Below are 22,826 nucleotides of genomic sequence, written 5' to 3'. Positions count from 1 at the left end.
TTGGGAGCAAATTGATTCCGCCCCGATCCGCCCTAAATTCTTACAAAAAAGGGCCGGTCAAAACTACGTTTCACCGGCCCCCCTTCATTATCGTTTGCGCTTAAAAATTATAGGTTGCGCGTGCGTAGTAATAGCCGCCACTGGTACCAAAGACGCTGTGGTTATCATAGATGATACCGAGGAAATCGAGACCACGTCCGGGAGGGAATTTGTTGCCCACATTTCGTGCACCGGCTGCAAGTGTAATGTTATCAAAGCCTGTATATTCAATTTCAACGTCAGCCAAGACTGCTGTATCACGTTGAAGGCCACCAGACCGCAACCACGGCCCATAAAGAACACCGCGAGCCATAAAGCGGAAATCACCGACATATTGGTTGAGCGTCAAGTTTCCGCGCCAAGCGGGAATACCATCTTCGTACTCAATCACTTTGTTCGCCGGAATGATGCCGCCTGGGTTAGCCCGAAGGATCTGCTCATTGTAGGCCACAGACGTGCTGATATTTGTCCGTGCACCATTGTTCCAATCGAGATCATAGGAAGCAACAAAGTCAAAACCACGAACCCGTGTATCAACCGCGTTTCGGAAATAGCGAACCTCTTCAACTGCCGCACCATTAGGGTATCCCAACGCCGCAAGTTGCGCTTGCTGAGCTGGTGTCACCACAATTGAGTCAGTCAGCAAGAGACGGTCATCAACGTCGATCTGATAGAAATCGAGTGTTGCGTTGAAATTGCTCGCTGGGGTGAACACGACACCAGCAGAGAGACTGAATGAAGTTTCAGGTACCAGCGGTGTCGAACCAAAAAGCTGTGCCGCATCCGAACCAGGAACCAGAACAGCGTCAAGAATAAAGTCCTGACCATTCAACTGAGACGTTTGGCTTTGTCCAAAAAGCTGGCCCGCAGCCGGAGCACGGAAGCCCGTGCTGACTGCCCCGCGGACCGCAAACGCTTCGGCAAAGTCATAACGCGTGGCAACTTTGTAGCTGAAATTATCGCCAAATGCTTCGTAGTCTTCGTATCGACCAGCCGCAGAAAGCGTCCACGCATCTGTGATGTTGGTTTCAGCCTCAAGATATACCGCGTAACTACTGGTTACAAACGTACCCGCTGTATCGGGGCTGTAACCTTGGAAGCCATTTGCACCAACAGGCAGGTCGAGAAGCGGCCCAATCGCATAGGACGCCTTGTCACCAGCAGTAATGGTGTAAGATTCGTTCCGGTAAGATGCACCACCGAAGAAGAAGATATCATCAGCAAACATCTCTGTTGGCAAGCTGTAAGACAGCTCCGCATCGACCTGAATTTCACGTTGCGCCAAACCACCAGGCTTGAATGTCGTCGGTGAGTTCACACCAAGTGATGCGTTAATTGATTCTGACAATGTATAGTCAACTGAGTTATTGCCGTAACGGAATGAAACGTCGTAACCAAATCGGCTCTCGCCATCGCTACGTACACCAACAACAGATGAGAAATCAGACTGCTCGCCACCAAATTTTGGTGTGTACCCGCCTGGATACGTGGCCTGAAGGTCAAAATCTTCCGGGTGCGTGGCCGTGCCTTCATAGATTGAATCGGCGAAGGTCGCGTGTTGGCTTAGGCCGCCGGCATCTTGTGATTGGCGATAGGAAAAACCAATCAACGAATCTGACCACGCATAGTTACCAAACAAATATGCTGAAGCGCCCCCACCAAGGTCTAGCTCACTGTTCCATACAGTTTTGATTGCCTCGTATTGTGGGTCACCAGTATTGATTGGTGGATTTGGAATACCCGTAATTCCCATCTCCGCCAGCGCCACGGCACCATCATGAGGGCCAGAGCGGTTAGTCCCGGCTTCATTGACATATTGCGCACTGACATTGAGGAAACCGGCATCAGTCAGACCAAAACCCATATTCGCTTGAATGTCATAAGTCTCGCCATCGCCTGCGTAATATTGGCCAACATGCGCAGAGATCGATCCGCCTTCGCGGGCATTTTTAAGCGAGAGATTCACAACACCAGCAATGGCGTCAGACCCATATTGCGCGGATGCGCCATCGCGCAGAACCTCGACAGATTGAAATGCGATTGGCGGAATTAGGTTAAAGTCTTGGCCCTGAGAACCAGAAGTCGTTGCGTGACCAGTACCGATTTGAACCGTCGCAGAACGGTGACGACGTTTGCCATTCAACAACAGCAATACGTGGTCAGCTGGCGAGCTACGCAGTGTAATCGGGCGCACAAATGACGCACCGTCATTAAGCGGCAAGCGACGCGCGTTAAACGCAGGCACCAATGTCCGCAAGCTATCGTTCAAATCTACATAACCAGAAGCTTTAATAAGCTCCGGGCCGACGACATCAATTGGAATGACACTTTCCGTGTCTGTACGACCTTTGCGTCGCGTACCAATCGATACAATTACGTCAGTTGATTCAGCGCGTGCTTCCGCCGCGTCGTTGCCTTGCGCAAACGCTGTCGGTGCCCCGATCATTAATGCCAGTGGCGACGCAGCCGCCATAATACCCAGCAGTTTCTTCATGAAATCGCCTCCCTAAATTATTACCCGCGTAGCCCCGGTCTTATACACGGGTCGCTAATATTTTTCCTATCATAAATATTTTTCACTTGTAAAGGGTTTCTTCACAAGCCTGTCATGTGCCGAAGTGTTGAAAATACAGTTTGCAATCGCAATGAAGCCCAATTTTACATTGAAATTTCATGCGATTACGCGATTGTGGTTATGAACTGTGATCCGGCGCAAAAGTTACCCCTTCAAATGTTGCGCTTTGATCGCGCAAATAAATGTCGTATCCTATCGCCACTTTCAGCGGACTTATCCAAGATTGAGACCCCATTAAATGTCGGAATTAAAAGCCAGCCCAACAGATATCCTGCAATCCGCCGTTAGACCGGCAAAAGAAAGCCAGCCGCGCCCCTCCATTCAACTTGGCAAGAAAATTCGCGAATTGCGCCGCTCTAAAGGCTGGACGCTTGAGGATGTTGCCGCCGCAACGGGCCTCGCCGCCTCGACCCTCTCGAAGATTGAAAATGACCGAATGTCGCCGACATTTGACGTTGTACAAAAGGTCGCCCATGGCTTTTCGATTGATATCACTGATCTTTTTGCCTCAACGGCAACGACGCCGCCACAAGCGCGCAGAAGCGTTGTTCGCCAGGGCCAAGGCCGCTTGCTCGATGCCCAAGTCTATAGTCACCAGTTGCTAGCGGCTGAACTAAAGCGCAAACAAATCTTGCCCTTCCTCACAACCGTCAAAGCACGCTCAATCGACGAGTTCAAAGAATGGGGCAGCCATGACGGCGAAGAATTCATGTTTGTACTCGAAGGTTCAGTCCGGTTTTACACCGAACATTACGAGCCTGCCGAACTCGAAGCGGGTGATGGCGTCTATATAGACAGCGCCATGCGCCACGCCTGTATCTCCACCAGCAAGAAAGATGCACGCGTTCTTTGGATCAATACCGGCTAAGCTTGAAATCATTATTCCAATCAGCTAATTTTTGCTTATTGGAAAATATTTTGAGGAACGCCCTATGATTGACCGCAGGAACTTTTTGGCAGGGGTCTCTGCGACCGCTGCTCTTTCCGCCACAAGTGCCCATGCGCAAAGCACCCCAAAAGGATCACTGATCTTTGACGCCATGGGCGAATTACGCACCACCTATGACGTAGCGCTACTGAAAGAAATGAGCGCGAGCGGCCTGAACGCCATCACGGTTACGCTCACGGATCCAAAAGTTTTTGAAGAGCAAGCCTACGAAGAAGGTCGCGCGGCCGTTGTTGAACACGATGAATATATTGCACAGCACCCTGATCTTTTGATCAAAGCGACAAAAACGTCTGACCTGGATCGCGCCATGCGCGAAAACAAAATCGCTGTTTATTATCTTTTCCAGACCTCGACCCAATTCGGTCGCGATATCAATCGCATCCAAGAATTCTATGATGCGGGTGTCCGCAGCAGCCAACTGACCTACAATTACCAAAACTGGGTCGGCGCGGGTTGTAAAGAACTACGTGGATCCGGCGTCACCGTCTACGGCGAAGAAGTTATCGCCAAGATGAATGAAATTGGCATGCTGATCGACTTATCACATGCAAACGAACGGACAATGCTTGATGCGATCGAAATGTCGTCAAAACCGCTCGTCATCTCGCACACAAGCTGTCAGGCTGTTTATGAAAATATTCGCAACACAAGCGATAAAGTCCTAAAGGCGATGGCCGCAAAAGGCGGCGTTGTCGGTATTTGCCAAATGCGCCCATTCCTAACTGATGCGCGGCCTGATGTGGCACTGCCCGCCTATTTCGATCACATCAATCATGCGGTAAACACCATTGGTATTGAACATGTGTCCATCGGCAGTGATCGTGACCACCGCGTTATCACCATGACCGACGAATACATCGCGGAGCTAGCCGCCGAAGAGGGCGACAATTTCCATATCGAAGATTGGCCGTTATTCATTGACGCGCTTAATGGTCCGCGCCGGATGGAAGTCATCTGGGATGGCTTGAAGAAACGCAAATACAGCCACCGTGATATCGAGAAAATTATGGGCACAAACCTAAAGCGCCTATACAAAGAAACCATCGGATAAATTCTCCCCCATTTGTCCAATGGAAAAATCCGCGATCAATAACGGTCGCGGATTTTTTATTTTAGCATTGCGTAGGCAACAATCCCGACAAAAAGCAATAATCCTGTCACAAAAATCATACGCTCATGCTTTTTCAGCAATGCATTCGCGCGTCGTCCAATCAACATCACAATGCCCGCAAGTGCTAAATAACGTATCCCCCGCGACAACGACACCGCGAATAAAAACACCGGAATCAGTACCCCGACAGCCCCCGCAGCGGCCGCCCCTACTTGAAATGGAATCGGCGTAATTCCGACCGTAAAAAGTGCTATAAACGCATTCTCTTTTAGTGACGCACTCGCCTTTTCAAAGTCTTGTTGCATATCCAAACTAGACATTAGGGGCTCAACAACAGGCTCAAGCAACAACGCGCCAAGCCCATACATAAGAACAGCGCCAGCAACATTTCCAATAACCATCCACAATGCCAAAACCCAAGCACGCTTGTGCTCGGCCGCCATCATCGGAATGAAAAGCGGCTCCATGGGAAATGGCACAAAAGAACCTTCAAGAAACCCAAGAATAGCAGCGTTCGGCCCCATCCACTTTCGGTTCTCACTCAACGATTTCAGTAGCTTCGCCACAATTACCCAGTCTGACTGTTTTCATTAAAACATAACAATCCAAGCAACAATTTTTTGCCAGCGTTGTTCCCTAATTGACAACATAGGAGGAATAGATGCCAGCACAATCGAAAGCACAACAACAAGCCGCAGGTGCCGCCCTTTCCGCAAAACGCGGCGAGGCAAATAAATCTGATCTGAAAGGTGCGTCAAAAGAAATGTATGAATCAATGACCGAAGAGGAGCTAGAAGATATAGCTTCAACCGAGCATGAAAACCTTCCGGAGAAGAAAAATTAATCCGTACCCAGATTCATATCCAATGCTATACCAGTGGGCCGGCATTCGTAAAGTAATCCGTCACCCACCCATTGAAAACTAAGTATAGCCCCGCCGTCGCGATCACAGCCAATAGACCACCGAACACGAACTGCAATCTGACCTCAGTTTCATCCGGCTCTTTAAACGTACTTATTGCGATGCCAATATAAATCACCGAGGCAATCGCCATGAAGATGACTGCACCTGAAACTGCCTTTTCATAAAGGTATGACGCCGCTACGAAGCCGCGCCCGGCCACATTAAACAGAGCAAAAACGGCACCGAAAACACCACACATCGCCATTGCAAAGAAACCAGTGAAAACCGGATGCGAAAACAAAAAATCGGGCAGTGCCCCTAGCCGCCCAACCGCCTTAAACAGTGGTTTTTCCTTGATTGACATCTAAATAACCCCTTATTTTTTAGGCTTGCCTCCACCCTAACAACTTTTATGCCAGAAGCCGATCCAGCAAAACATTTTACCTAACCTTTGTAGTGGCCTCTTTTGTAGGCCTATGCCGCCGAGCGATCTTCATCAGTTTTCGAAAGTTGTCGCATTCAAGGTGATTTTCTTCCGGACATTGCGAGGTATGCCGAATAATTTTTGAAAGCGCCCGCATTTGCGTCGCACGCGCCTCAACTTCGTCAGCCTTTTGAACGAGTTGCGCCTTATCAATAGCAACCCTCCCATCTCGCCCAAACCAGTCACCGATTTCGTCAAGCGTAAAACCGGCCCATCGAGACAGGCTGATGATATCCAATCGCTCCAGGACGGATGGATTAAAAAGCCGTTTTAATCCTCGCCGCCCGGACGACTCTATGAGCCCCAAACTTTCATAGTAACGCAACGTTGATGCTGGCAGCCCACTTCGTTTTACCACTTCAGAAATTTCCAGCGATTTCATACTTGACCTCAAGTTGGCTTTAAGTGGCACGTTACCGCAACAATCCCAACACAGGAACTAAAAATGACAATCTTAGAAACGACATTACGGGTCGCCGCCATTGGGGTGATTGCGACATTAATATTGGATATATTCAATTTGGCGCGAGCAAAATTCGCGAATGTACCGTCACTCAATTTTGCGCTTGTGGGGCGCTGGGTGCTCTGGATGCCTAAAGGAAAGTTTTTACACCAGACAATTTTGGACAGCCCTGCGATGCGCTTTGAAGCAATCGTCGGATGGACTATCCACTATGCAATCGGCATCGCCTTCGCTGCCTGCTTACTGCCGTTCCCCGGTCGGTGGCTTGAAACAGTCACGGTCATTCCTTCGCTAATCGTCGGTATCGGAGGCGTGGTTGCGCCCTTCTTTATAATGCAGCCATCATTCGGATTTGGATTTGCAGCCTCGAAAATGCCGGCACCGTGGACCGCGAGGCAGCGCAGCGTCGTTTCCCACTTTGTATTTGGCCTGGGTCTCTATTGTGCCGGAAGCGTTGTCGCCCAGTTTTAAGCCATAGCAATACAGGCGCACCGAAGCGGCTGTGTAGCGCTCTCAAATGTTTTGTAACCGACCTAAACTGCCATTCTGCCACTTCGGCACTAAGAAAGGTACGCCCTTGTGAGCCACTCTAAGCACCGTCATCACTTCTAAATCCGGCTGGGCGACCTTAAAATGGGCAATAAGCCCTCAAAACCCGCATGAAATGGGCCATTGGGCGCTTGACGCCCCCGGCTGTGCGGGCTAGACAGCGCGCTCATTTAACAACCGGGCACAAGAAACCGGGGTGAAAAAGGACTTGAGCGCGCCAGAGAGCGACGCTGACAGGAGTCGAATATGTACGCAGTCGTTAAGACTGGCGGTAAGCAATACCGCGTTTCCAAAGATGATATCCTAAAGGTTGAGCGCCTGCCCGGTGAGGCTGGTGATGTCGTGACGCTCGACGAGATCCTGATGGTTGGCAATGGTGGCGAAGTCACTGTTGGCGCACCAATGGTAGATGGTGCAGCCGTCGCCGCAGAGATCCTTGAGCAAAAGCGCGACAAGAAAATTATCGTTTTCAAAAAGCGTCGTCGTCAGAACTATCGCCGCAAAGCTGGCCACCGTCAGCATTTGACAGTTCTTCGTGTCACCGAAATTCTAACCGGTGGCGCAAAGGCGAAACCTGCGACGAAAAAGGCAGCCCCGAAGGCAGCACCAAAAGCAGCCGCTGGTGGTGACGATCTTAAACAACTTTCAGGTGTTGGTCCGGTTCTTGAGACCAAGCTTCATGATGCTGGCGTAACCACATTCGCCCAGATCGCCGCTTGGGGCCCTGAAGACATCGCAAAATATGACGAATTGCTGAGCTTTAAAGGCCGCATCGAACGCGAAGGCTGGGTTGAGCAAGCTAAAAAACTCGCTAAAGGCGAAAAGGAGTAAGAGATGGCGCATAAAAAAGCAGGTGGTTCATCCCGCAACGGGCGCGACTCGGCTGGTCGCCGGCTCGGCGTGAAAAAGTTTGGTGGCGAAGACGTCATTCCAGGCAACATCCTTGTCCGTCAGCGCGGCACCAAATTCCACCCAGGCGACAATGTCGGTATGGGCAAAGATCATACGCTTTTCGCTTTGATCTCTGGTCGGGTTAAGTTTGCTGAAAAGCGCGGCAAAAAGAATTTCGTCTCGATCATTCCGGGCGAATAGTAATTTCTCGGCGCTTTCGCGCTGGCATAGACTGAATAGAGGGAAGGCGTTTTGCGCCTTCCCTTTTTTCGTTTCGGGAATAGCAGTTGGAATGCTCAACCTTTGCTAAGGGAGGTGCTAGTCTCACCGAAAGCAACGAGAGGGCGTTATGACCACGATCACCGAGTTCATCGTCGATAAGAAAAACCTTGGCCAAACCCGCACAGTCGAACGCAACGTCTCGAGCCTGAACAATGGTGAGGTATTGGCAAAGGTTGATCGCTTTGCATTAACCGCAAACAACGTGACCTATGGCGTTGTCGGTGAACGTATCGGATATTGGAAATTCTTTCCCGTGGAGAAAGATGATGAAGGCATTATTCCGGTTTGGGGGTTTGCCGATATCATCGAGTCGAACCACCCCAAGGTCCCCGTGGGGGATCGTCTCTATGGCTATTGGCCCATGGCTAGCCATTTGGTGATGGCCCCCACCCGCATTAGCGAACACCGAATGTTTGATGGCGCAGCCCACAGAGCCGACTTGCCACCCGTTTACAACAGTTATAGCCGCGTCAAGGCGGAGCCCGGTTATGATGACGCATTTGACGATGATCGAATGGTATTATTTCCACTCTATGCAACGTCGTTTTGTCTCTATGACTTTCTAAAAGACAATAATTGGTTTGGCGCATCACAGGTCGTCATTCCTAGCGCATCAAGCAAAACAGCAATTGGCACTGCATATGCGATCAACAATGATGCGAACGCACCTAAACTCGTGGGCCTAACTTCCCCGCGAAGTAAGAACACCGTTCAGGCGTTGGATTTATATGACAGCGTGCTCACCTATGACGATATTGCAAGCATCGACAGCGATAAGCCATCTGTGATTATTGATATGTCCGGAAACGGATCAATTCTAAATGCGTTGCACAAAGCACTCGGCGACAACATGAAATATACCTCCAATGTTGGCGCAACACATTACGAAGAAAATTCAATGGGCCCCGATTTTATTCGTGACCGGAGTCAAATGTTCTTTGCACCCGGTCATATTCAAAAACGCACAAAAGATTGGGGGCCCGGCATATTCGAACAAAAGGCTCTGGCCTTTTGGAAAGAAGCGGCGCTGAAAACCCGAAATTGGCTAACAATTAAACGTGAAACCGGCCCCACCGCTGTTGAAGCCGCGTGGCAGGACGTCTACCAAGGCAAGACGCCCCCAAATGCCGCATGGGTCGTTAGCTTTTAAAACGGATTAAGGGTATACCCGTCGCGCTGTAAAACGGCATGTGCAGTCATCGCCGATAGAGCCATTTCAACACCAGGCAACAAATCAGTTTTGGTGACATTTTGATGCGCAGCGCTTTGACCACAAACGATAATGCGCACCCCCTGTTCGATAAGCGCAGCTACGAGTGTACGGTTCACATTGTCACCGCCTATCTCATCCTCATATTTTAGAGGATTAGTCACATCAAGCACAGCCTTGCCGTGAACTACAATTGCAACGTCTATATCATCGAGGGGAGCGCTCGCACGCGCATGCATGTTCACGAACCGCGCGGCGCTTACTAATGTTCTGTTGTGCTCACCTTCGTTAGCCCCCTTTGCCACATCAAAGCTGACACGAAACTGCGTTCCCGTTGGAATTTCAAAATCGGTTTCCACATCTGCAACCTGTCCAAATTTTTCAAAAACAGGCCCCATTGAAAATACCGGCGTTTCAGCATTTGCCAACATCGGAAACATCAATAAAATTGCCGTAAACACTGTAAATCGCATTGAAAACTCCCTCTATTAAAAACAACGTATAGTGATCGAAAAATCACCTAGCGGTAAATTGATAATTCGACAGCTCAACTTACACATATAACACCTATATGCTAACATCAGAGGCAAAATTGCTCCAAATTCGCGCACGTCATTAGCGACAATAAAGGTACCGCATGTCAGAAACTGATCGCCCCCGTATTTTAGTAGACATCGTTTCTGACCCTGTTTGCCCATGGTGTTATGTAGGATTGAAATCATTTTTCATGGCGCGTGAACGCCTAAAGGATGAATTTATCGTGCTGCCGCGCGTTCGCGCTTATCAACTCAATCCCGATACACCGATTGAGGGCGTTGATCGCCAAGCGTATTACGAAAAGAAATTCCCTGACGAGCAACAACGAACTGAAATGGCGCATCAGTTAAAAGCAGCGGCCATCGGTGCTGGGTTTGCCTTTGATCCGTCAAAGCCCACATTTCTGCCCAACACCCTAAAGGCCCATCAGCTTATCCGGCTTGCGCATTTTGACGGTGCGCAGGAACGTCTGGCCCTCGCACTCTATGGCGCTTATTGGAACGACGGCGCGAATATTGGCGATGATGATACGCTCGTGCAAATTGCGATAGACGCAGGTCTAGACGGTGAAAACGCACTACGTGACCTAAAAAACCCCACGAGCGCGAAAGAAGTAAAGGCTGAAGCCGACGCTTTTCGGCAAGCCGGCGTGACCGGTGTGCCGACTTTTATTGTCAATGAACGCACTGGCTTTTCCGGGGCGCTGCCGCCGGCGCGTCTAGCCGATACTTTACGCGAAGCGCTTAAAGCGCCGAGCCAACCCTGAATTTAGTAAAATTTGGCAATTTCTCCGCTATAATCAACGCATGAGAAATTTTCTTACCCTGGTCATAATTTGCGTTATCTCCATCTCATCGGCATCAGCTGATATTTTGGTCGATAGCGCCCAGAAGTTGAAACTCGCTGTCGAACGCGCCGCAAGCGGTGAGACAATCACGATCGCCCCGGGGCGGTATAACATCACAGACCTAAAGCTAAGACACGATCTAGAAATTATTGGAAATGGCACAGTGACGCTTTGGTCGTCATCACCCGTCGCCAAAGGTATTTTAAATTCTCAACCAAATACGAATATTCGTATAGAGAATATTTTATTTGATGGGGCACACTCTCCCGACAAGAATGGTGCCGGTATTCGGCATGACGGCGCAGATCTTACCGTTGTGAATTGCCGTTTCATTGGAAATGAGAACGGCATATTAGCGACCGGTGACGAGCATAGTGCAATCACCATTGACGATAGCACCTTCAACGGCAATGGATTTGGTGACGGATATTCACATGGGATCTATGTGGTTAGGGCAAAAAGCGTTCGAATTACCAGCAGCGACTTTATTGGCACAAAAATCGGGCATCATGTTAAATCGCTTGCTGCTACAACTTCGATTAAAAATTCCAAACTCGACGACGCCGACGGAAGAACGAGTTACGCCATTGATACCTCTAAGGGCGGAGATGTCACCATTTCAGGAAACCGGTTTATCCAAGCCGCCAATGCGGATAATCCGACCCTAATCAATTATGATCTATCGCGCGGTGGCGAAGCGACTACCCTCATCATAACCGAAAACCAAATTACCAACAGAAAACAAAACGGAAAATTGCTTAGGAACGCAACCGACCTTCTTCCGGTTGTTACCAAGAATATTGTCCGTGATGAAACCGGAGGTACGTTTGAGTATAAAGAAACCGCAGCTCCCGCGATAAAAACACCAATCACTTATCCCACGGCTGATGGCCTTACGCTCGAACAACGTGCGCCGCGGAACATCAAAAAGTCAGGCACCGTAAAAGCTGTTGATTTCACCGAAATCGCGGGGGCAATCGCGCAAATTAAACTACAAAACAATTGGAATGAACGAACAAACGCGCCTCTTACTTTCGGTATGGTCTTTCCTGAAGGCGCTGTCTCGGCCAACCAAGCGATCACCGCGAAAACGCATGACGCCTCTATCCCGACACAGATTGATGTGAAGGCGTTCCACCGCGACGGAACGATAAGACATGCAGCAATCACGATTGAGCCGCCAGTGCTTGACCCTGATGACATTATAGACATTTCGCTTTGGCCCATTGAGGCTACGGAAGATGCGCCTTTTGATGGTCGCCAAATTATCGAAGATGAGTATTCCTTCCCCGTCTCTATATCGCTTTATTCCGAAACCGCTCCGACGAAAGAAATATCGCTCAACGCAAGAGACTTGCTTCTCGATGAAAATGTTCAGCCAGAGTGGCTGTCAGGGACATTGGCCCAAGAATTCCGCGTCGAGAAGGAAGTCGCTGCGCATTTGCGGGTGCAATTTGATGTACGCATCTACCGCAATGGAAATATTCGCACCGCTGTCATCTTTGACAGTAGCAAAACATTTTCACCTGGAATTCGGCACAATGTCTACGATGTCGTAATCGGCGACAAGAAATCCCCGGCATTTACAGCATCCGAAATCGGTCATCACCGTTCATCGAATTGGCACCGTGTGTTTTGGTCATCACCGCACACATCCGCTCACGTTATATATGAACTTGAATATCTAGTTGCCGCAAGCGCTGTTCTACCACTCGACCCAACCATGGGCGTTAATGCCGAAACAATTGCAGATGCGGATAGGCAGCTTGCTGCTCTGCCCCCAATGGCACAAGCCGAAATCACAAAATATTTTCCGTCAACCGGTGGGCGTGATGACATCGGGATTTATCCGCGCTGGGTTTCTAATTATTTGATCACCCAAAGCGAAGCCGCACGCCGAGTTATGATGACCAATGCCGACGCGGGCGGCGCAGTACCGTGGCATTACATTGACGAACGCACTGGCGCACCTATCTCGATCGAAATTCGGCCAAAGTTTTGGGCCGATGAACGCGGATTAGAAGAACGCTATAGGCCCGATCAACCAAACCCCGATATTTTCGCATCAAGTGACGGTGGCTGGTCGCCTGACCATTCACACAAACCCGATTTATTCTATATCCCTTATCTAGTTTCCGCAGATCATTACTATGCTGATGAACTGGCAATGCAAGCGGCCTGGGCAATTTTCGGCCGGTGGCCAGCCTTACGGATGGGCGGTCTAAAGGCAATCGACGTTGAACAGGTTCGTGCCTCAGCATGGTCGTTGCGCGATATTTCAAACGCGGCTTGGGCATTGCCCGATACACATCCGTCAAAAAAATATCTGGAGCGGGCGCTCACTCAAAACCTTACTCTTATGAAAGAAAAATACGTTGATCGCCGAGAGTTTTCTGGCGCGGGTGAGCTCGAAGGCTATTTCGAAGAATCCGTTTATGGTGAACCAGAGCGGATCTCCCCTTGGCAAAATGATTATGTGGTTCTCGCATTATGGCTCGAAGCTAGGCGCGACAATAAAACTGCTACAGAATTAATGGCATGGACCGAGAATTTTCACACAGGCCGTTATCTCGAGTTTCGCGAAGACTACGCCAATGCCTATCGTTTTCCAGCCAAAGATCCGGACGGAGAGACCATGGTAACCCAATGGTCAGTGCTCGCAGATAAAATAAAGAATGGCCCCGATGCCAATGACGAAGGTACAGCGGGATATGCGGGTCTCGCATATGGATATGTTTCATCTGCTCAGGCTGCGTTAATGGCGCTCGCTTCTACCTCCGCCTCTCCACGCAGCCTTGAAGCACTGGCAATTTCACTAAAAAGAAATCGCCACACCAGAATTTGGGAGCCATATGCACCGGGAAGCGTAAAAAGATATAATAATTTTTTCTTTACACTGAGCGATGAAAACAAATCGATGATTGATCGCGCCCATATTTCTTTTGGCAAAAATGGCGACGAAAAATCAAACTTCATTGTTGGAAAAGCCGGAAATGACTCCCTGAGTGGGGGCAACGGTAACGACTATATTATTGGCTTGGACGGTGACGACACACTAGAAGGCAACGCAGGCAATGACCGATTGGTTGTGGGAAGCGGCGACGACAACCTGTCTGGCGGGCCCGGTGAGGATGTTTTTGCATTCGCATATCGAGCGCATTCTAGCCAACTAGGGAACAAAGAAATAACCGATTTTAATTCTTCAGAAGACCGCTTACATTTTTCTTCTGAAATATTTCCAAGCTTTAAGGCGTTGCAATCAGCCATACAAAATGGACCTCATGGGGCCATAATAGAATTGCCTCGAAACACTGGCCAGATAACGCTTAAAGGTGTTTCTGCAGATGAGATTTCACCCCGGCAAATCTTGATCGCGCAGTAATTAACACTACGGATGCACACAGCGCACAGTCTTGACGAGTCCCGATAGCTGTATTCTAAATTACATGCGACTCTGTTTTGCCCGACCTTTACCTGCCTGCCTACGGCCGAAAGATAAGATCCCAAGACATGGTTGCCCACCCAAACCGTACAGTGATGTGCGGACGACGCCATGAATAGGAGATCGAATATGGCTACAGGCGCTGTCAAATGGTTCAACGCCACTAAAGGATACGGATTTATCGCCCCTGATGATGGCGGTAAAGACGTCTTTGTACATATTTCTGCTGTGAAGGATGCTGGAATGCCCGACCTACAAGAAGGTCAACGGGTATCCTATGAGTTGACAGATCAGCGCGGAAAAACATCGGCTGGTAACCTAAAGCCGGCGTAAAAGTCATGTAAGAGTAAATAAAAACGCCGCCTAAAGGGCGGCGTTTTTTTGCTTCAAAAGATCTCAGTATGGCACTTTTTAGCTCGCCCAATCCTTTTTTAACCGAGGCGCCGTCAACAAGAACAAACCCGCCGCGATAAAGTAAAACACAGTTCCACATAAAATTGCATAACGTAACGACTCGTCGCCATAGGCGTTCTTTAACCCATCAGAAATCGCACCGATCGCCAGGTTTCCAAGACCGATACCAATCAAATTATTGACGAACAAAAACACAGCCGAAGCAGTCGCTCGCATATTCGGTTGCACGAGCTGTTGGAATGCGGTCAACACCGGCCCTAACCAAACCAGGCTTAATGCCTGCAACACCAAAAATGCCGGAAAGGCAATCCAAAGGGACGTCGCCATTACACCAACGACGAAAAATGGAACAGTTGTTAAAAACGCAATAGCCGGGACAACAGCGTAAGTTGATTTCTTTTCGGGACCATATTTGTCGGCCATTACGCCACCAAGCCAAATGCCCGCAATGCCGCCAACCAACAAAATAGTCGCGTAGAAATAGGAAGCGAACAAAAGTGGTGTAGCGTTATCCGGCATTAAAAATGCTGGCATCCAAGCGAAGAATTCTGGCAAGGCCTCGCCAAAGCTACGAACAAAGAACGACGGAAGCCAGAAGATCAAGCCATACCCCATCATTGAGGAACTGGCAGCACCAAATGAAAGCCCCCAAAAACTTGATTTACGGACTAGTGTCGCGACCACTTCATTCAATTTTGCCGGGGTCGTTACTGCACCTTCGCCATCTAGACCACCACGTTTGGGCTCACGCAATGTCAGCCGAAATATGGGAGCGATCGCCAAACCTGCCAACCCAACAATGACGAACGCCGACCGCCACCCCAGATAGCTTGTCAGAACACCACCCAGTAAAATTCCTAGTGCGGACCCAACAGGAATACCGAACGAATAGATTGATAATGCTCGGGCACGTTTTTCCGGCGGAAAATAATCGGAAATAAGCGAATAGGCCGGCGCGACCCCTCCGGCCTCGCCCACACCAACACCTAACCGCGCCAGAAATAATTGCAGAAAGTTTTGCGCAAAACCGCACGCTGCCGTCATTGCACTCCAAATTGCAAGCGCCGCCGTCATCACCCATGTTCGAGACGAACGGTCCGCCAACATCGCGATTGGAATACCTAAAAATGTATAGAAGAGTGCAAATGCGAGGCCGCCCATTAGGCTCAATTGCGTGTCGCTTAAGGCCAATTCTGATTTAATCGGCACCGCCAAAATACCGACAATTTGACGGTCGATAAAATTAAAGGTGTAAACCACCACCAGAATAAAGAGGACATAGCCACGATACAGCGGAGATGCTTCCTTCATTTAAGGTGCTTCCGTTTGATTTTCGTCCAATAGGGATTTTATAAACTCCGCTGCGTCAGCGACTGTCTGCTCTGGCGACTCTTCTTGCGCCGCATGCCCGACACCGGGGTAGGTCAACAACGTTGCGTTTGGCATCACTTTTTTCAACATTGCGCCATGTGCAATCGGAATCAGAATGTCACCCTCACCCCACATAATTAGCGTCGGCGTTCGGACATTCGATAAGTCAGCGGTCGGATCCGGCAACGTAAACTCCTCCAAGGATTTGATCATGGCCGATCCATTTTCGCCAAAACGAATCATATCGCCCATGACCTTCACGCGCTCATCCGTGATTTTGGAATCGTCAGCGTAAATCAATTCCGCACTTGCCCGGACACCCGCCTCTGGTGCAGTCAATAAATACGCCTTCATCATGGGCGGAATAGGCGCTGGCTCGTCGCCGACCTCACCAAACGGATACGCGCCCGGCGAAATTAGGATGAGACCGTCAAGGCGCTCAGAATGAGTGGCCGCGAAACGCCAAGCCGCTAACCCGCCAAGGGAGTTCCCCGCGATAAATGCATGGTCAATTTTCAATGCATCCATAACATCACCAATAAAAGAAGCCCGCTCAACTGGTGAATATCGCTCCTGCGGGTCTGGTCCTGTTAGTCCGTGACCCAACAAATCATAGCGGATGACCCGGAAATCAGGCTTGAGTGCTTCCGCCCAGCCATCCCAGGTTTCAAGACTGTGTGTGAAGCCGTGAATCAACAGAATCACTGGCGCATCAACCGGCCCCTCTTCACGAACCCGAACTTTCGCGCCAGCTATTTCGACAATACGATCAGCCGGCTTCAGGTAAGTATCGGATGTCGTGATGTCCGCATCTGCGTTGAAATTCTCTAAGAAATAATACCCGCCTGCGCCTGCCGCCAAAAGGACAAGCAAAACAATCAGCTTTTTCATATACAAACCTTAAATCGATGGCACCGAAGGCGATCCTAAGACCGCCTTCGTCAAATGTAATGCGTTAAGTTTTATTAGAACGCCACTTCGATTGTACCAAAGACTTGGCGTGGGTTTCCGTAGAACGATGTCAGAACACCTGTCGTACCTAGCGCCGAGTTCCCGAATTCTGGGAATGTAGTGACAAAGTCATATCCAGCGACGATGTACTCTTTATCAGTCAGGTTTGTGCCGTGGACTGATATTTTCAACCGACCGTCTTCGGAGACCCAATTCAAGCCCGCGTTCAACAACGCAAATTCTGGCTGATCGAGCTGTGGTGAAGGATAGCCAAATTGATGAGTAAGACTGCGGTATGAACCGGAAGTATAAACACTTATATCACCGCCGCGTCCAAATAGGCTCATTGGCTTTGTGTAGGTCAGCTGGCTAAAGGCCGTGACCTTTGGCGTATTTTGGAATTTCGCAAGATCCGAAATATCCGTACCCGTCCGCCCTTGATAGCTATCGAACTCGGTATGAATGTAACCTAGCGAGAACTGATACCCTAACGAATCACCGTTATGGAACATATCTTCCGCGAGAATTGCATTCCCTTCGAATTCGAGGCCATACATAGTTGCTTCAGCTGCGTTGGTGGTTACCCCCGCAAAGGTTTCAGCAATCCCATCGTCGTCAGCGTCAATACCGATAGAACCTGGCACCTGAACATCACTGTAATCACTATAAAACAAAGCTAGGCTGGAGCGGAAACGCCCATCAAATAAGTTGTTTTTCCAGCCGCCTTCATAGGTCGAGATGTTTTCTGGATCGAAGCTGCAAAACTCAATCTGATCATCTGGGTCGGCCGCACCGGATAAGCCGTCGCCATCAAGATCCGGTGCCGCATTAGCACCACAACGCGGATCGAAACTGCCGCCTTTAAAGCCCTGCGAATAAGATACATAGAAGGTATGTTCATCCGTAGGCTGCCAAGTAATGGAAGCACGTGGGCTAAAATCTGTAAAATCAGCCGTCGCGTCTAGGTCGGCATCAATTAACGTAGGTGCTCGATCAGGCCCACCAAATGTCGGCGAGAAACCAGCCGTGAAGTAACGCGCGCGGTCAAGTGACATAGACCGTTTGTCAGAAGTGTAGCGACCACCAGCGGAAATCGCGATCGTATCTGTTACGTCAAAGGTAAAGTCACCAAAGATTGACCATGTTTTGGTGCCGACATCACTTGACGTATACGCATTAATACCTGGCAAAAGCAGAAGTGCGGCAGTTTCGTCAAGGATCACATCAAATTGTGTCAACGCGTCCGCATCAAGATAATAGAACCCCACCAAACCATTCAGGCGATCACTGGAGTAAAGAATTTGAAACTCTTCGCTGAATTGTGAGTTTCCATAAAAACTAGGGACATCGAGATCCGCCAATGGCAGGCTGTCAAAATCGATCGGCGAATATGTATCATCTTCACGATAAGCCAGAATGTTTTTTAGTGTGAAGTTTTCGTTCATCGCCCATTCTGCAACGCCCGAAATGCCTTTCGCCGTTACCTTTTGTTCTGGCGTATTCAACCCGGCACGAGTATCGAAAACGTTGTCAAGAATGGGTGCGCCAGGAATTGCGACCAAGCGATGTCCTTGCTTTGGGTCTGAATTATCTTCAGTCCAGTCACCAGCGATACGGAATGAAACGCTGTCTGATGGCTCCCATTCAACGCTCACACGCGCCGATAAAAGATCTTTGTTGTAGTTTTCTAGATCTGTGAGGTTGAGGTTATCACCAAAACCATTCCGACGAAGATAGGCAACACCGCCCCCAAGTCTTAAATCGCCAATCGATGAATCATTCGCCAACGGCAGGCTAAATGAGCCAACACCTTCGAACTGGCCAAAGGTACCGCCAGTTAGACGTAACCGCGCTTCAGGTTCATCGCTTAGTTTTTTGGTGACATATTTCAGCGCACCGCCGATTGTGTTACGACCATACAGCGTGCCTTGCGGCCCACGCAAAACCTCAATTCGCTCAACATCATAAACGTCCAGAAGCGCCGCCTGCGGACGATTGAGATAAACATCATCAAGATAAATACCAACGCCAGCCTCGAAACCGGCAACAGGGTCCTGCTGTCCGACACCACGAATAAATGCAGTCAATGTCGAATTGGTGCTACGAGAGGTTTCAAGCGTTACGTTTGGGGTAATCGCTTCGATATCAGTTAGATCAGAAACACCCAACGCAGAAAGCTGATCGCCTGAGAACGCTGATACCGCAACCGGTACGTCCTGCAATGATTCATCGCGGCGACGCGCTGAGACGACAATGACATCATCACCCGCAGTCGACGCAGTATCTTGTGCCGAAGCGGCACCAGCACCTGCGGTTAGAGATAAGGTCGAACAAAAAGCAAAGAGCCCTGCTTTGCTCGCATAAGAAAAAATCTTGGACTGATTTTGAACAGCCATAGGTCGCCTCCCAATGTTATTACGTGTTATTTTTTCAGCAACGCTATGCGGTCCTATACCTTCACGTAATGACGCCTTGGCTCAACAAAAATGTACATTTTCGCTCAATTTTATTTCGGTCTTTCAAAATTTTCTTGTTTTTCAATCGCTTATGCGACCACCCAATTCGCGGAGAAACGCCTTAGGGGTAAGTCCGTTCCAATCCCGAAATGCCCGATTGAATGCACGAAACTCTGAAAAGCCCAGCGCATCGGATACGTCAGCAACGGCACGACCACTGAGCAAAAGCCTTTGCGCAGTGTCGTTCAAAACCTCCCTGCGCAGTTCTCGAAAATTTGTCCCTTCCTCACTCAGCCGTCTCCGCAACGTCGCAACACTGATGTTCATCTGCGCTGACACGTCAGTCTGCTCGACAACTCCACGTGACAAAGCGTCCCGTACTAACGATGAAGCGGATTTAATCGCCTTACCGCCGCCGCCCCTTTGGGAAATTGCGGATGTGATTTTTTGATAAACAGCATTCGAGCTAAGCGATTCTGCTGGCGGAATAACGATCGGGTTAAATGCGACCTCTGGATCGATCGATATTCGATAGGCATCGGCACCAAATTTTATTGGTGCCTCCCAATAACCAAGGTGCGCGCAATCTCCGCCAGGCGTTGGGCGGCGGACTTGAATGTTCTTCACCGCGTTTGTTGCCAAGGGTGATACAATCATCAACATACAGTGCCAAAAAACCAAAATGCACTCTATCGAAAAGAATATATACTCTTTTGACTGATCATTTGAGTAGGGAAAATCTTTATCGTCAATGACATAATCAACAGAAGACCGCCGCTTTACAACGGAGTTGTATTGACCACCATGAAGTAAATTATACGAACGAGCGATTACACGCATAACCTCAAATAGGTTTTTACAATCATGAACATGTTGCAAAACAAAATCGGTGCTCCCCGGAAGCAACTGACGAGTCGACAAATGCAAAGTCTCGTCCCCAAACAGAATACTCAACCGGTTCTGTAGCCGATAATAATCGGCTAGGGACACGCGCTCATTCGGCGTCAATGTTAGCAATGACGGTGATAAGTCCAGCGATGAAAGCAACTCTAAAACATCAACATTGGCGCTACGCGCTTGTGCGATTAGCGGCTCAAGGCGACTTGATGAAACGGAAATCTGATCGGTCACCCGAACCTCGCCGCATGAAGAGATGAATCATTTCACTGCCATCTAGTACACCGCGCGCAGCAATATTTCCATGCTCGGTGCTACATAATTGTGCAGTTAGGATGTGCAAATGCCCTTGAGGCGACATAACTGGACACGGACGCTCCGGCGCGGCCAACGCGTCGCCGTCCGGTGGAACTTGATCGAAGGCATGACTAGCCGACTTAGTTTGGAGGTATATTTGTAATCAACCTCACCAATAATCACTGATGCACCTTCATCAATTAATGTTGAGGTTGATAATTTCGTATACGGTGTCCCGGGGATGTACGGGATATTGCCCGCATTGTCGCGGCTCCAATGAACAACATTGTTACCACGACTATCTTTAATCACGCTCACGAGCTTAATCGAAACGACCCCACCATTTGGCGCAGCAATCTGTTCGATGCCGTCAAAAAGGTCTTCGGCATCGGAAATCAGCAACTCATTTTCTTGCGAAACTAAATCTGCCAACGTATTGACCGCAAGCGAGACCTGACGGCTCCGCGACAATGCATCTGAGCCTTCAATCACGCCGAACAACAAAACAAGTAACACCGGACCAACAAGCGCAAACTCAATCGCAGCAATCCCCGAGCGACACGCCGTAAATGCCTGCCCATTAGCTTTTAGAAATTTCTTGAATGCCCCCAACATTTTCACATACTCGCAAAAGGTTCATTACGAAAAATCGAAACAGAAACTAACTTGCGATCACCATGTTTGGTTTTTGCAAGGTTTAATCCCAATGCTGGCGTTATTGGTTTGTAGAGAAAACACACACGCACACGGACAATTTCTTCACTATCGCCATAATCGCCAGCACCAAATTGCGCTCCCTCGATCGCCGGATCGTCTTTGTCACGGCACACAGGGTCAGAAAGGTCGGCGGAAAGATCAGCGAAACTGTCGTAGTTTGCGATATCAATCGTCAATTTTTCTTCGCAGGATCCAAACGAATCTACCACGCCACAAATCTCATTGAAAAACGCTTCTTTGGTCAGCGCCGATGATTGGGCTTGCCCCGTACGGATCAACCGGGCGGCGTTTGCGTTGGCCTGCTGGACGGAGGTGGATACAAAATAAAACCACCCTGCCTCAAAAATTGAAAATATTAACGCGAAAAACATAGGCGCGATCATCGCGAACTCAACCGCTGTTGAACCGCTCCGGTTCCTAACCAGTGCGCGAACAAAACCAAGCCGCCTTATCATATACCCGCGCACCATTTCTTGTTGCTAACGTAAGGGGATACCTAGCCAATTACCGAAACACGTCATTGTTAAGAGTAAAGTTTTATCAATTCCCGGTTAAGGAATGGTCAGGAAACATCGTTAACAAAAAAGGGCACTCAAAATGAGCGCCCTTTCCACGATAAAAACCAAACGCGAGTTTAGTCGAGTTTGTTTTGGATCTTGTTCCGCGGAGCGGTTTCATCTTTCAAGAGTTGGCTGATAATTTCAGCGCCTTCTTCAAACCCGATCTGATGACGCTCGGCACCCGATTTCACTTCGCCAGTAACGCCGCCGAAATGCTCAAGCGCTTTTCTGTTTAGATGACCCGACGCCAGGTCATCAGCGTATCCGTCAAGACTGACGGTTTGATGAGCGTCAGCCAATTCGCTGGCGAACATTTCAGTCAGACCAATGAAATTTACCAAAGACGAAGCAATGTTTCCGCGTGGAATGCCATAATCGGCGATATCGTAACGGCTGACATAAGCCACACCCTCACCGTCAACGCCGGTTGTTCCAAATGGATAACGAACATTAAAGGCCTGTACCGTTTGCGGGTTGGCGCTCGAATCTGAGAAAAATGTGACTGCCTGCATCCCGGAACAGCCGGTGTCTTTACAGACGGTGAAAAACAGCACGAACTGCAATGACCCACTCGCCGCATGAATGTATTGGGTTCCAGTATCTAATTGTTTGACCTGCCAAGGCATGCCCAGTTCATTCAGAACTGGTCCCACGGTCTGGACACTAAAACTCCGGACCACGTTGGACGGATTTTGTAGGCCGCCCTCTGATCCCATCTGATTTTGCGCATTCGCGCCAGTAAGCCCACCGAACGTCAGAATGGCAGCAGTACTAATTACAGCAAAAGTCGATTTCATGACCCCTCTCTTCCCCTAATACTCAGTCGGGCAATGCGCCGACCAGATCAAAACACTATGCGAAAACCGCTTTGACTGCCAGA

The 22,826-nt window shown here is 49.2% G+C and carries 22 protein-coding genes; 10 read left to right on the top strand and 12 right to left on the bottom strand.

Annotated features, from left to right (window positions below; genetic code table 11):
• Nucleotides 1–100: 100 nt before the first annotated feature.
• Entirely contained in the window at nt 101–2,533 is a 2,433-nt protein-coding gene (locus ABFZ84_RS06325; protein WP_369313110.1) for a TonB-dependent receptor plug domain-containing protein, read from the bottom strand.
• A gap of 319 nt (nt 2,534–2,852) precedes the next feature.
• On the opposite strand from ABFZ84_RS06325, the gene ABFZ84_RS06320 reads away from it, so the two are divergent.
• Nucleotides 2,853–3,482, top strand: coding sequence for a helix-turn-helix domain-containing protein (locus tag ABFZ84_RS06320; RefSeq protein ID WP_369313109.1), 630 nt, complete (start codon nt 2,853–2,855; stop codon nt 3,480–3,482).
• A gap of 64 nt (nt 3,483–3,546) precedes the next feature.
• On the top strand, nt 3,547–4,614 hold the full coding sequence (locus ABFZ84_RS06315; protein ID WP_369313108.1) for a dipeptidase: 1,068 nt from the start codon (nt 3,547–3,549) through the stop codon (nt 4,612–4,614).
• 56 nt (nt 4,615–4,670) lie between these two features.
• On the opposite strand, the gene ABFZ84_RS06310 is transcribed toward ABFZ84_RS06315, so the two are convergent.
• Nucleotides 4,671–5,240, bottom strand: a complete 570-nt coding sequence (locus ABFZ84_RS06310) for a YqaA family protein (RefSeq protein ID WP_369313106.1) — start codon at nt 5,238–5,240, stop codon at nt 4,671–4,673.
• Between the two features lie 95 nt (nt 5,241–5,335).
• Between ABFZ84_RS06310 and ABFZ84_RS06305 the strand changes: the two genes are divergently transcribed.
• A complete protein-coding gene (locus ABFZ84_RS06305) occupies nt 5,336–5,518 on the top strand; it encodes a DUF3008 family protein (protein WP_369313105.1) in 183 nt (60 codons plus the stop codon).
• A gap of 25 nt (nt 5,519–5,543) precedes the next feature.
• Here the strand turns inward: ABFZ84_RS06305 and ABFZ84_RS06300 are convergent, their stop codons facing one another.
• Together ABFZ84_RS06300 and ABFZ84_RS06295 are read right to left on the bottom strand one after the other, a co-directional pair.
• Complete coding sequence (locus tag ABFZ84_RS06300) at nt 5,544–5,942, bottom strand: hypothetical protein (RefSeq protein ID WP_369313104.1); 399 nt, start codon at nt 5,940–5,942, stop codon at nt 5,544–5,546.
• Nucleotides 5,943–6,018: 76 nt separating this feature from the next.
• Entirely contained in the window at nt 6,019–6,444 is a 426-nt protein-coding gene (locus ABFZ84_RS06295; RefSeq protein WP_369313103.1) for a helix-turn-helix domain-containing protein, read from the bottom strand.
• Nucleotides 6,445–6,507: 63 nt separating this feature from the next.
• Between ABFZ84_RS06295 and ABFZ84_RS06290 the strand changes: the two genes are divergently transcribed.
• The 4 genes from ABFZ84_RS06290 to ABFZ84_RS06275 all read left to right on the top strand — a co-directional run bounded on the left by ABFZ84_RS06290 (nt 6,508) and on the right by ABFZ84_RS06275 (nt 9,397).
• Nucleotides 6,508–6,996, top strand: a complete 489-nt coding sequence (locus ABFZ84_RS06290) for a DUF2938 domain-containing protein (RefSeq protein ID WP_369313102.1) — start codon at nt 6,508–6,510, stop codon at nt 6,994–6,996.
• Between the two features lie 324 nt (nt 6,997–7,320).
• Nucleotides 7,321–7,905: a 50S ribosomal protein L21 gene (gene rplU / locus ABFZ84_RS06285; RefSeq protein WP_369313100.1), complete on the top strand. Its 585-nt coding sequence runs from the start codon at nt 7,321–7,323 to the stop codon at nt 7,903–7,905.
• A gap of 3 nt (nt 7,906–7,908) precedes the next feature.
• Complete coding sequence (gene rpmA, locus ABFZ84_RS06280) at nt 7,909–8,166, top strand: 50S ribosomal protein L27 (protein ID WP_369313099.1); 258 nt, start codon at nt 7,909–7,911, stop codon at nt 8,164–8,166.
• A gap of 148 nt (nt 8,167–8,314) precedes the next feature.
• Entirely contained in the window at nt 8,315–9,397 is a 1,083-nt protein-coding gene (locus tag ABFZ84_RS06275; protein WP_369313098.1) for a DUF2855 family protein, read from the top strand.
• On the opposite strand, the gene ABFZ84_RS06270 is transcribed toward ABFZ84_RS06275, so the two are convergent.
• On the bottom strand, nt 9,394–9,930 hold the full coding sequence (locus ABFZ84_RS06270; protein WP_369313096.1) for a DsrE family protein: 537 nt from the start codon (nt 9,928–9,930) through the stop codon (nt 9,394–9,396). The two genes, ABFZ84_RS06275 and ABFZ84_RS06270, sit on opposite strands and share 4 nt — an antisense overlap.
• A gap of 164 nt (nt 9,931–10,094) precedes the next feature.
• On the opposite strand from ABFZ84_RS06270, the gene ABFZ84_RS06265 reads away from it, so the two are divergent.
• The 3 genes from ABFZ84_RS06265 to ABFZ84_RS06255 all read left to right on the top strand — a co-directional run bounded on the left by ABFZ84_RS06265 (nt 10,095) and on the right by ABFZ84_RS06255 (nt 14,616).
• Nucleotides 10,095–10,760: a DsbA family oxidoreductase gene (locus ABFZ84_RS06265; RefSeq protein WP_369313095.1), complete on the top strand. Its 666-nt coding sequence runs from the start codon at nt 10,095–10,097 to the stop codon at nt 10,758–10,760.
• 40 nt (nt 10,761–10,800) lie between these two features.
• Nucleotides 10,801–14,223 (top strand): right-handed parallel beta-helix repeat-containing protein, encoded by a 3,423-nt coding sequence (locus tag ABFZ84_RS06260; RefSeq protein WP_369313094.1) that lies wholly within the window; start codon nt 10,801–10,803, stop codon nt 14,221–14,223.
• A 189-nt stretch (nt 14,224–14,412) separates the two neighbouring features.
• Nucleotides 14,413–14,616 carry a cold-shock protein gene (locus tag ABFZ84_RS06255; RefSeq protein WP_369313093.1) on the top strand — a complete coding sequence of 68 codons (204 nt, stop codon included), beginning with the start codon at nt 14,413–14,415 and terminating at the stop codon, nt 14,614–14,616.
• Nucleotides 14,617–14,694: 78 nt separating this feature from the next.
• Here ABFZ84_RS06255 and ABFZ84_RS06250 read toward each other — a convergent pair whose 3' ends face one another.
• From ABFZ84_RS06250 to ABFZ84_RS06220, 7 genes are all read right to left on the bottom strand, one after another.
• Nucleotides 14,695–16,008 (bottom strand): spinster family MFS transporter, encoded by a 1,314-nt coding sequence (locus ABFZ84_RS06250; protein ID WP_369313092.1) that lies wholly within the window; start codon nt 16,006–16,008, stop codon nt 14,695–14,697.
• On the bottom strand, nt 16,009–16,959 hold the full coding sequence (locus tag ABFZ84_RS06245) for an alpha/beta fold hydrolase (RefSeq protein ID WP_369313091.1): 951 nt from the start codon (nt 16,957–16,959) through the stop codon (nt 16,009–16,011).
• A 74-nt stretch (nt 16,960–17,033) separates the two neighbouring features.
• Complete coding sequence (locus ABFZ84_RS06240) at nt 17,034–19,415, bottom strand: TonB-dependent receptor (RefSeq protein WP_369313090.1); 2,382 nt, start codon at nt 19,413–19,415, stop codon at nt 17,034–17,036.
• 141 nt (nt 19,416–19,556) lie between these two features.
• Nucleotides 19,557–20,606 carry an AraC family transcriptional regulator gene (locus ABFZ84_RS06235; protein ID WP_369313089.1) on the bottom strand — a complete coding sequence of 350 codons (1,050 nt, stop codon included), beginning with the start codon at nt 20,604–20,606 and terminating at the stop codon, nt 19,557–19,559.
• A 96-nt stretch (nt 20,607–20,702) separates the two neighbouring features.
• Nucleotides 20,703–21,284, bottom strand: a complete 582-nt coding sequence (locus ABFZ84_RS06230) for a TadE/TadG family type IV pilus assembly protein (RefSeq protein WP_369313088.1) — start codon at nt 21,282–21,284, stop codon at nt 20,703–20,705.
• A 2-nt stretch (nt 21,285–21,286) separates the two neighbouring features.
• On the bottom strand, nt 21,287–21,841 hold the full coding sequence (locus ABFZ84_RS06225) for a TadE/TadG family type IV pilus assembly protein (RefSeq protein WP_369313087.1): 555 nt from the start codon (nt 21,839–21,841) through the stop codon (nt 21,287–21,289).
• 179 nt (nt 21,842–22,020) lie between these two features.
• Nucleotides 22,021–22,743, bottom strand: a complete 723-nt coding sequence (locus tag ABFZ84_RS06220) for a YbjN domain-containing protein (protein ID WP_369313086.1) — start codon at nt 22,741–22,743, stop codon at nt 22,021–22,023.
• Between the last annotated feature and the right edge of the window lie 83 nt (nt 22,744–22,826).

Source organism: Hyphococcus lacteus (assembly GCF_041058985.1).
GTDB lineage: Bacteria > Pseudomonadota > Alphaproteobacteria > Caulobacterales > Parvularculaceae > Hyphococcus > Hyphococcus lacteus.
Note: the sequence above shows the minus strand (reverse complement) of the source record. Positions and strands in the feature narration are given on the sequence as shown.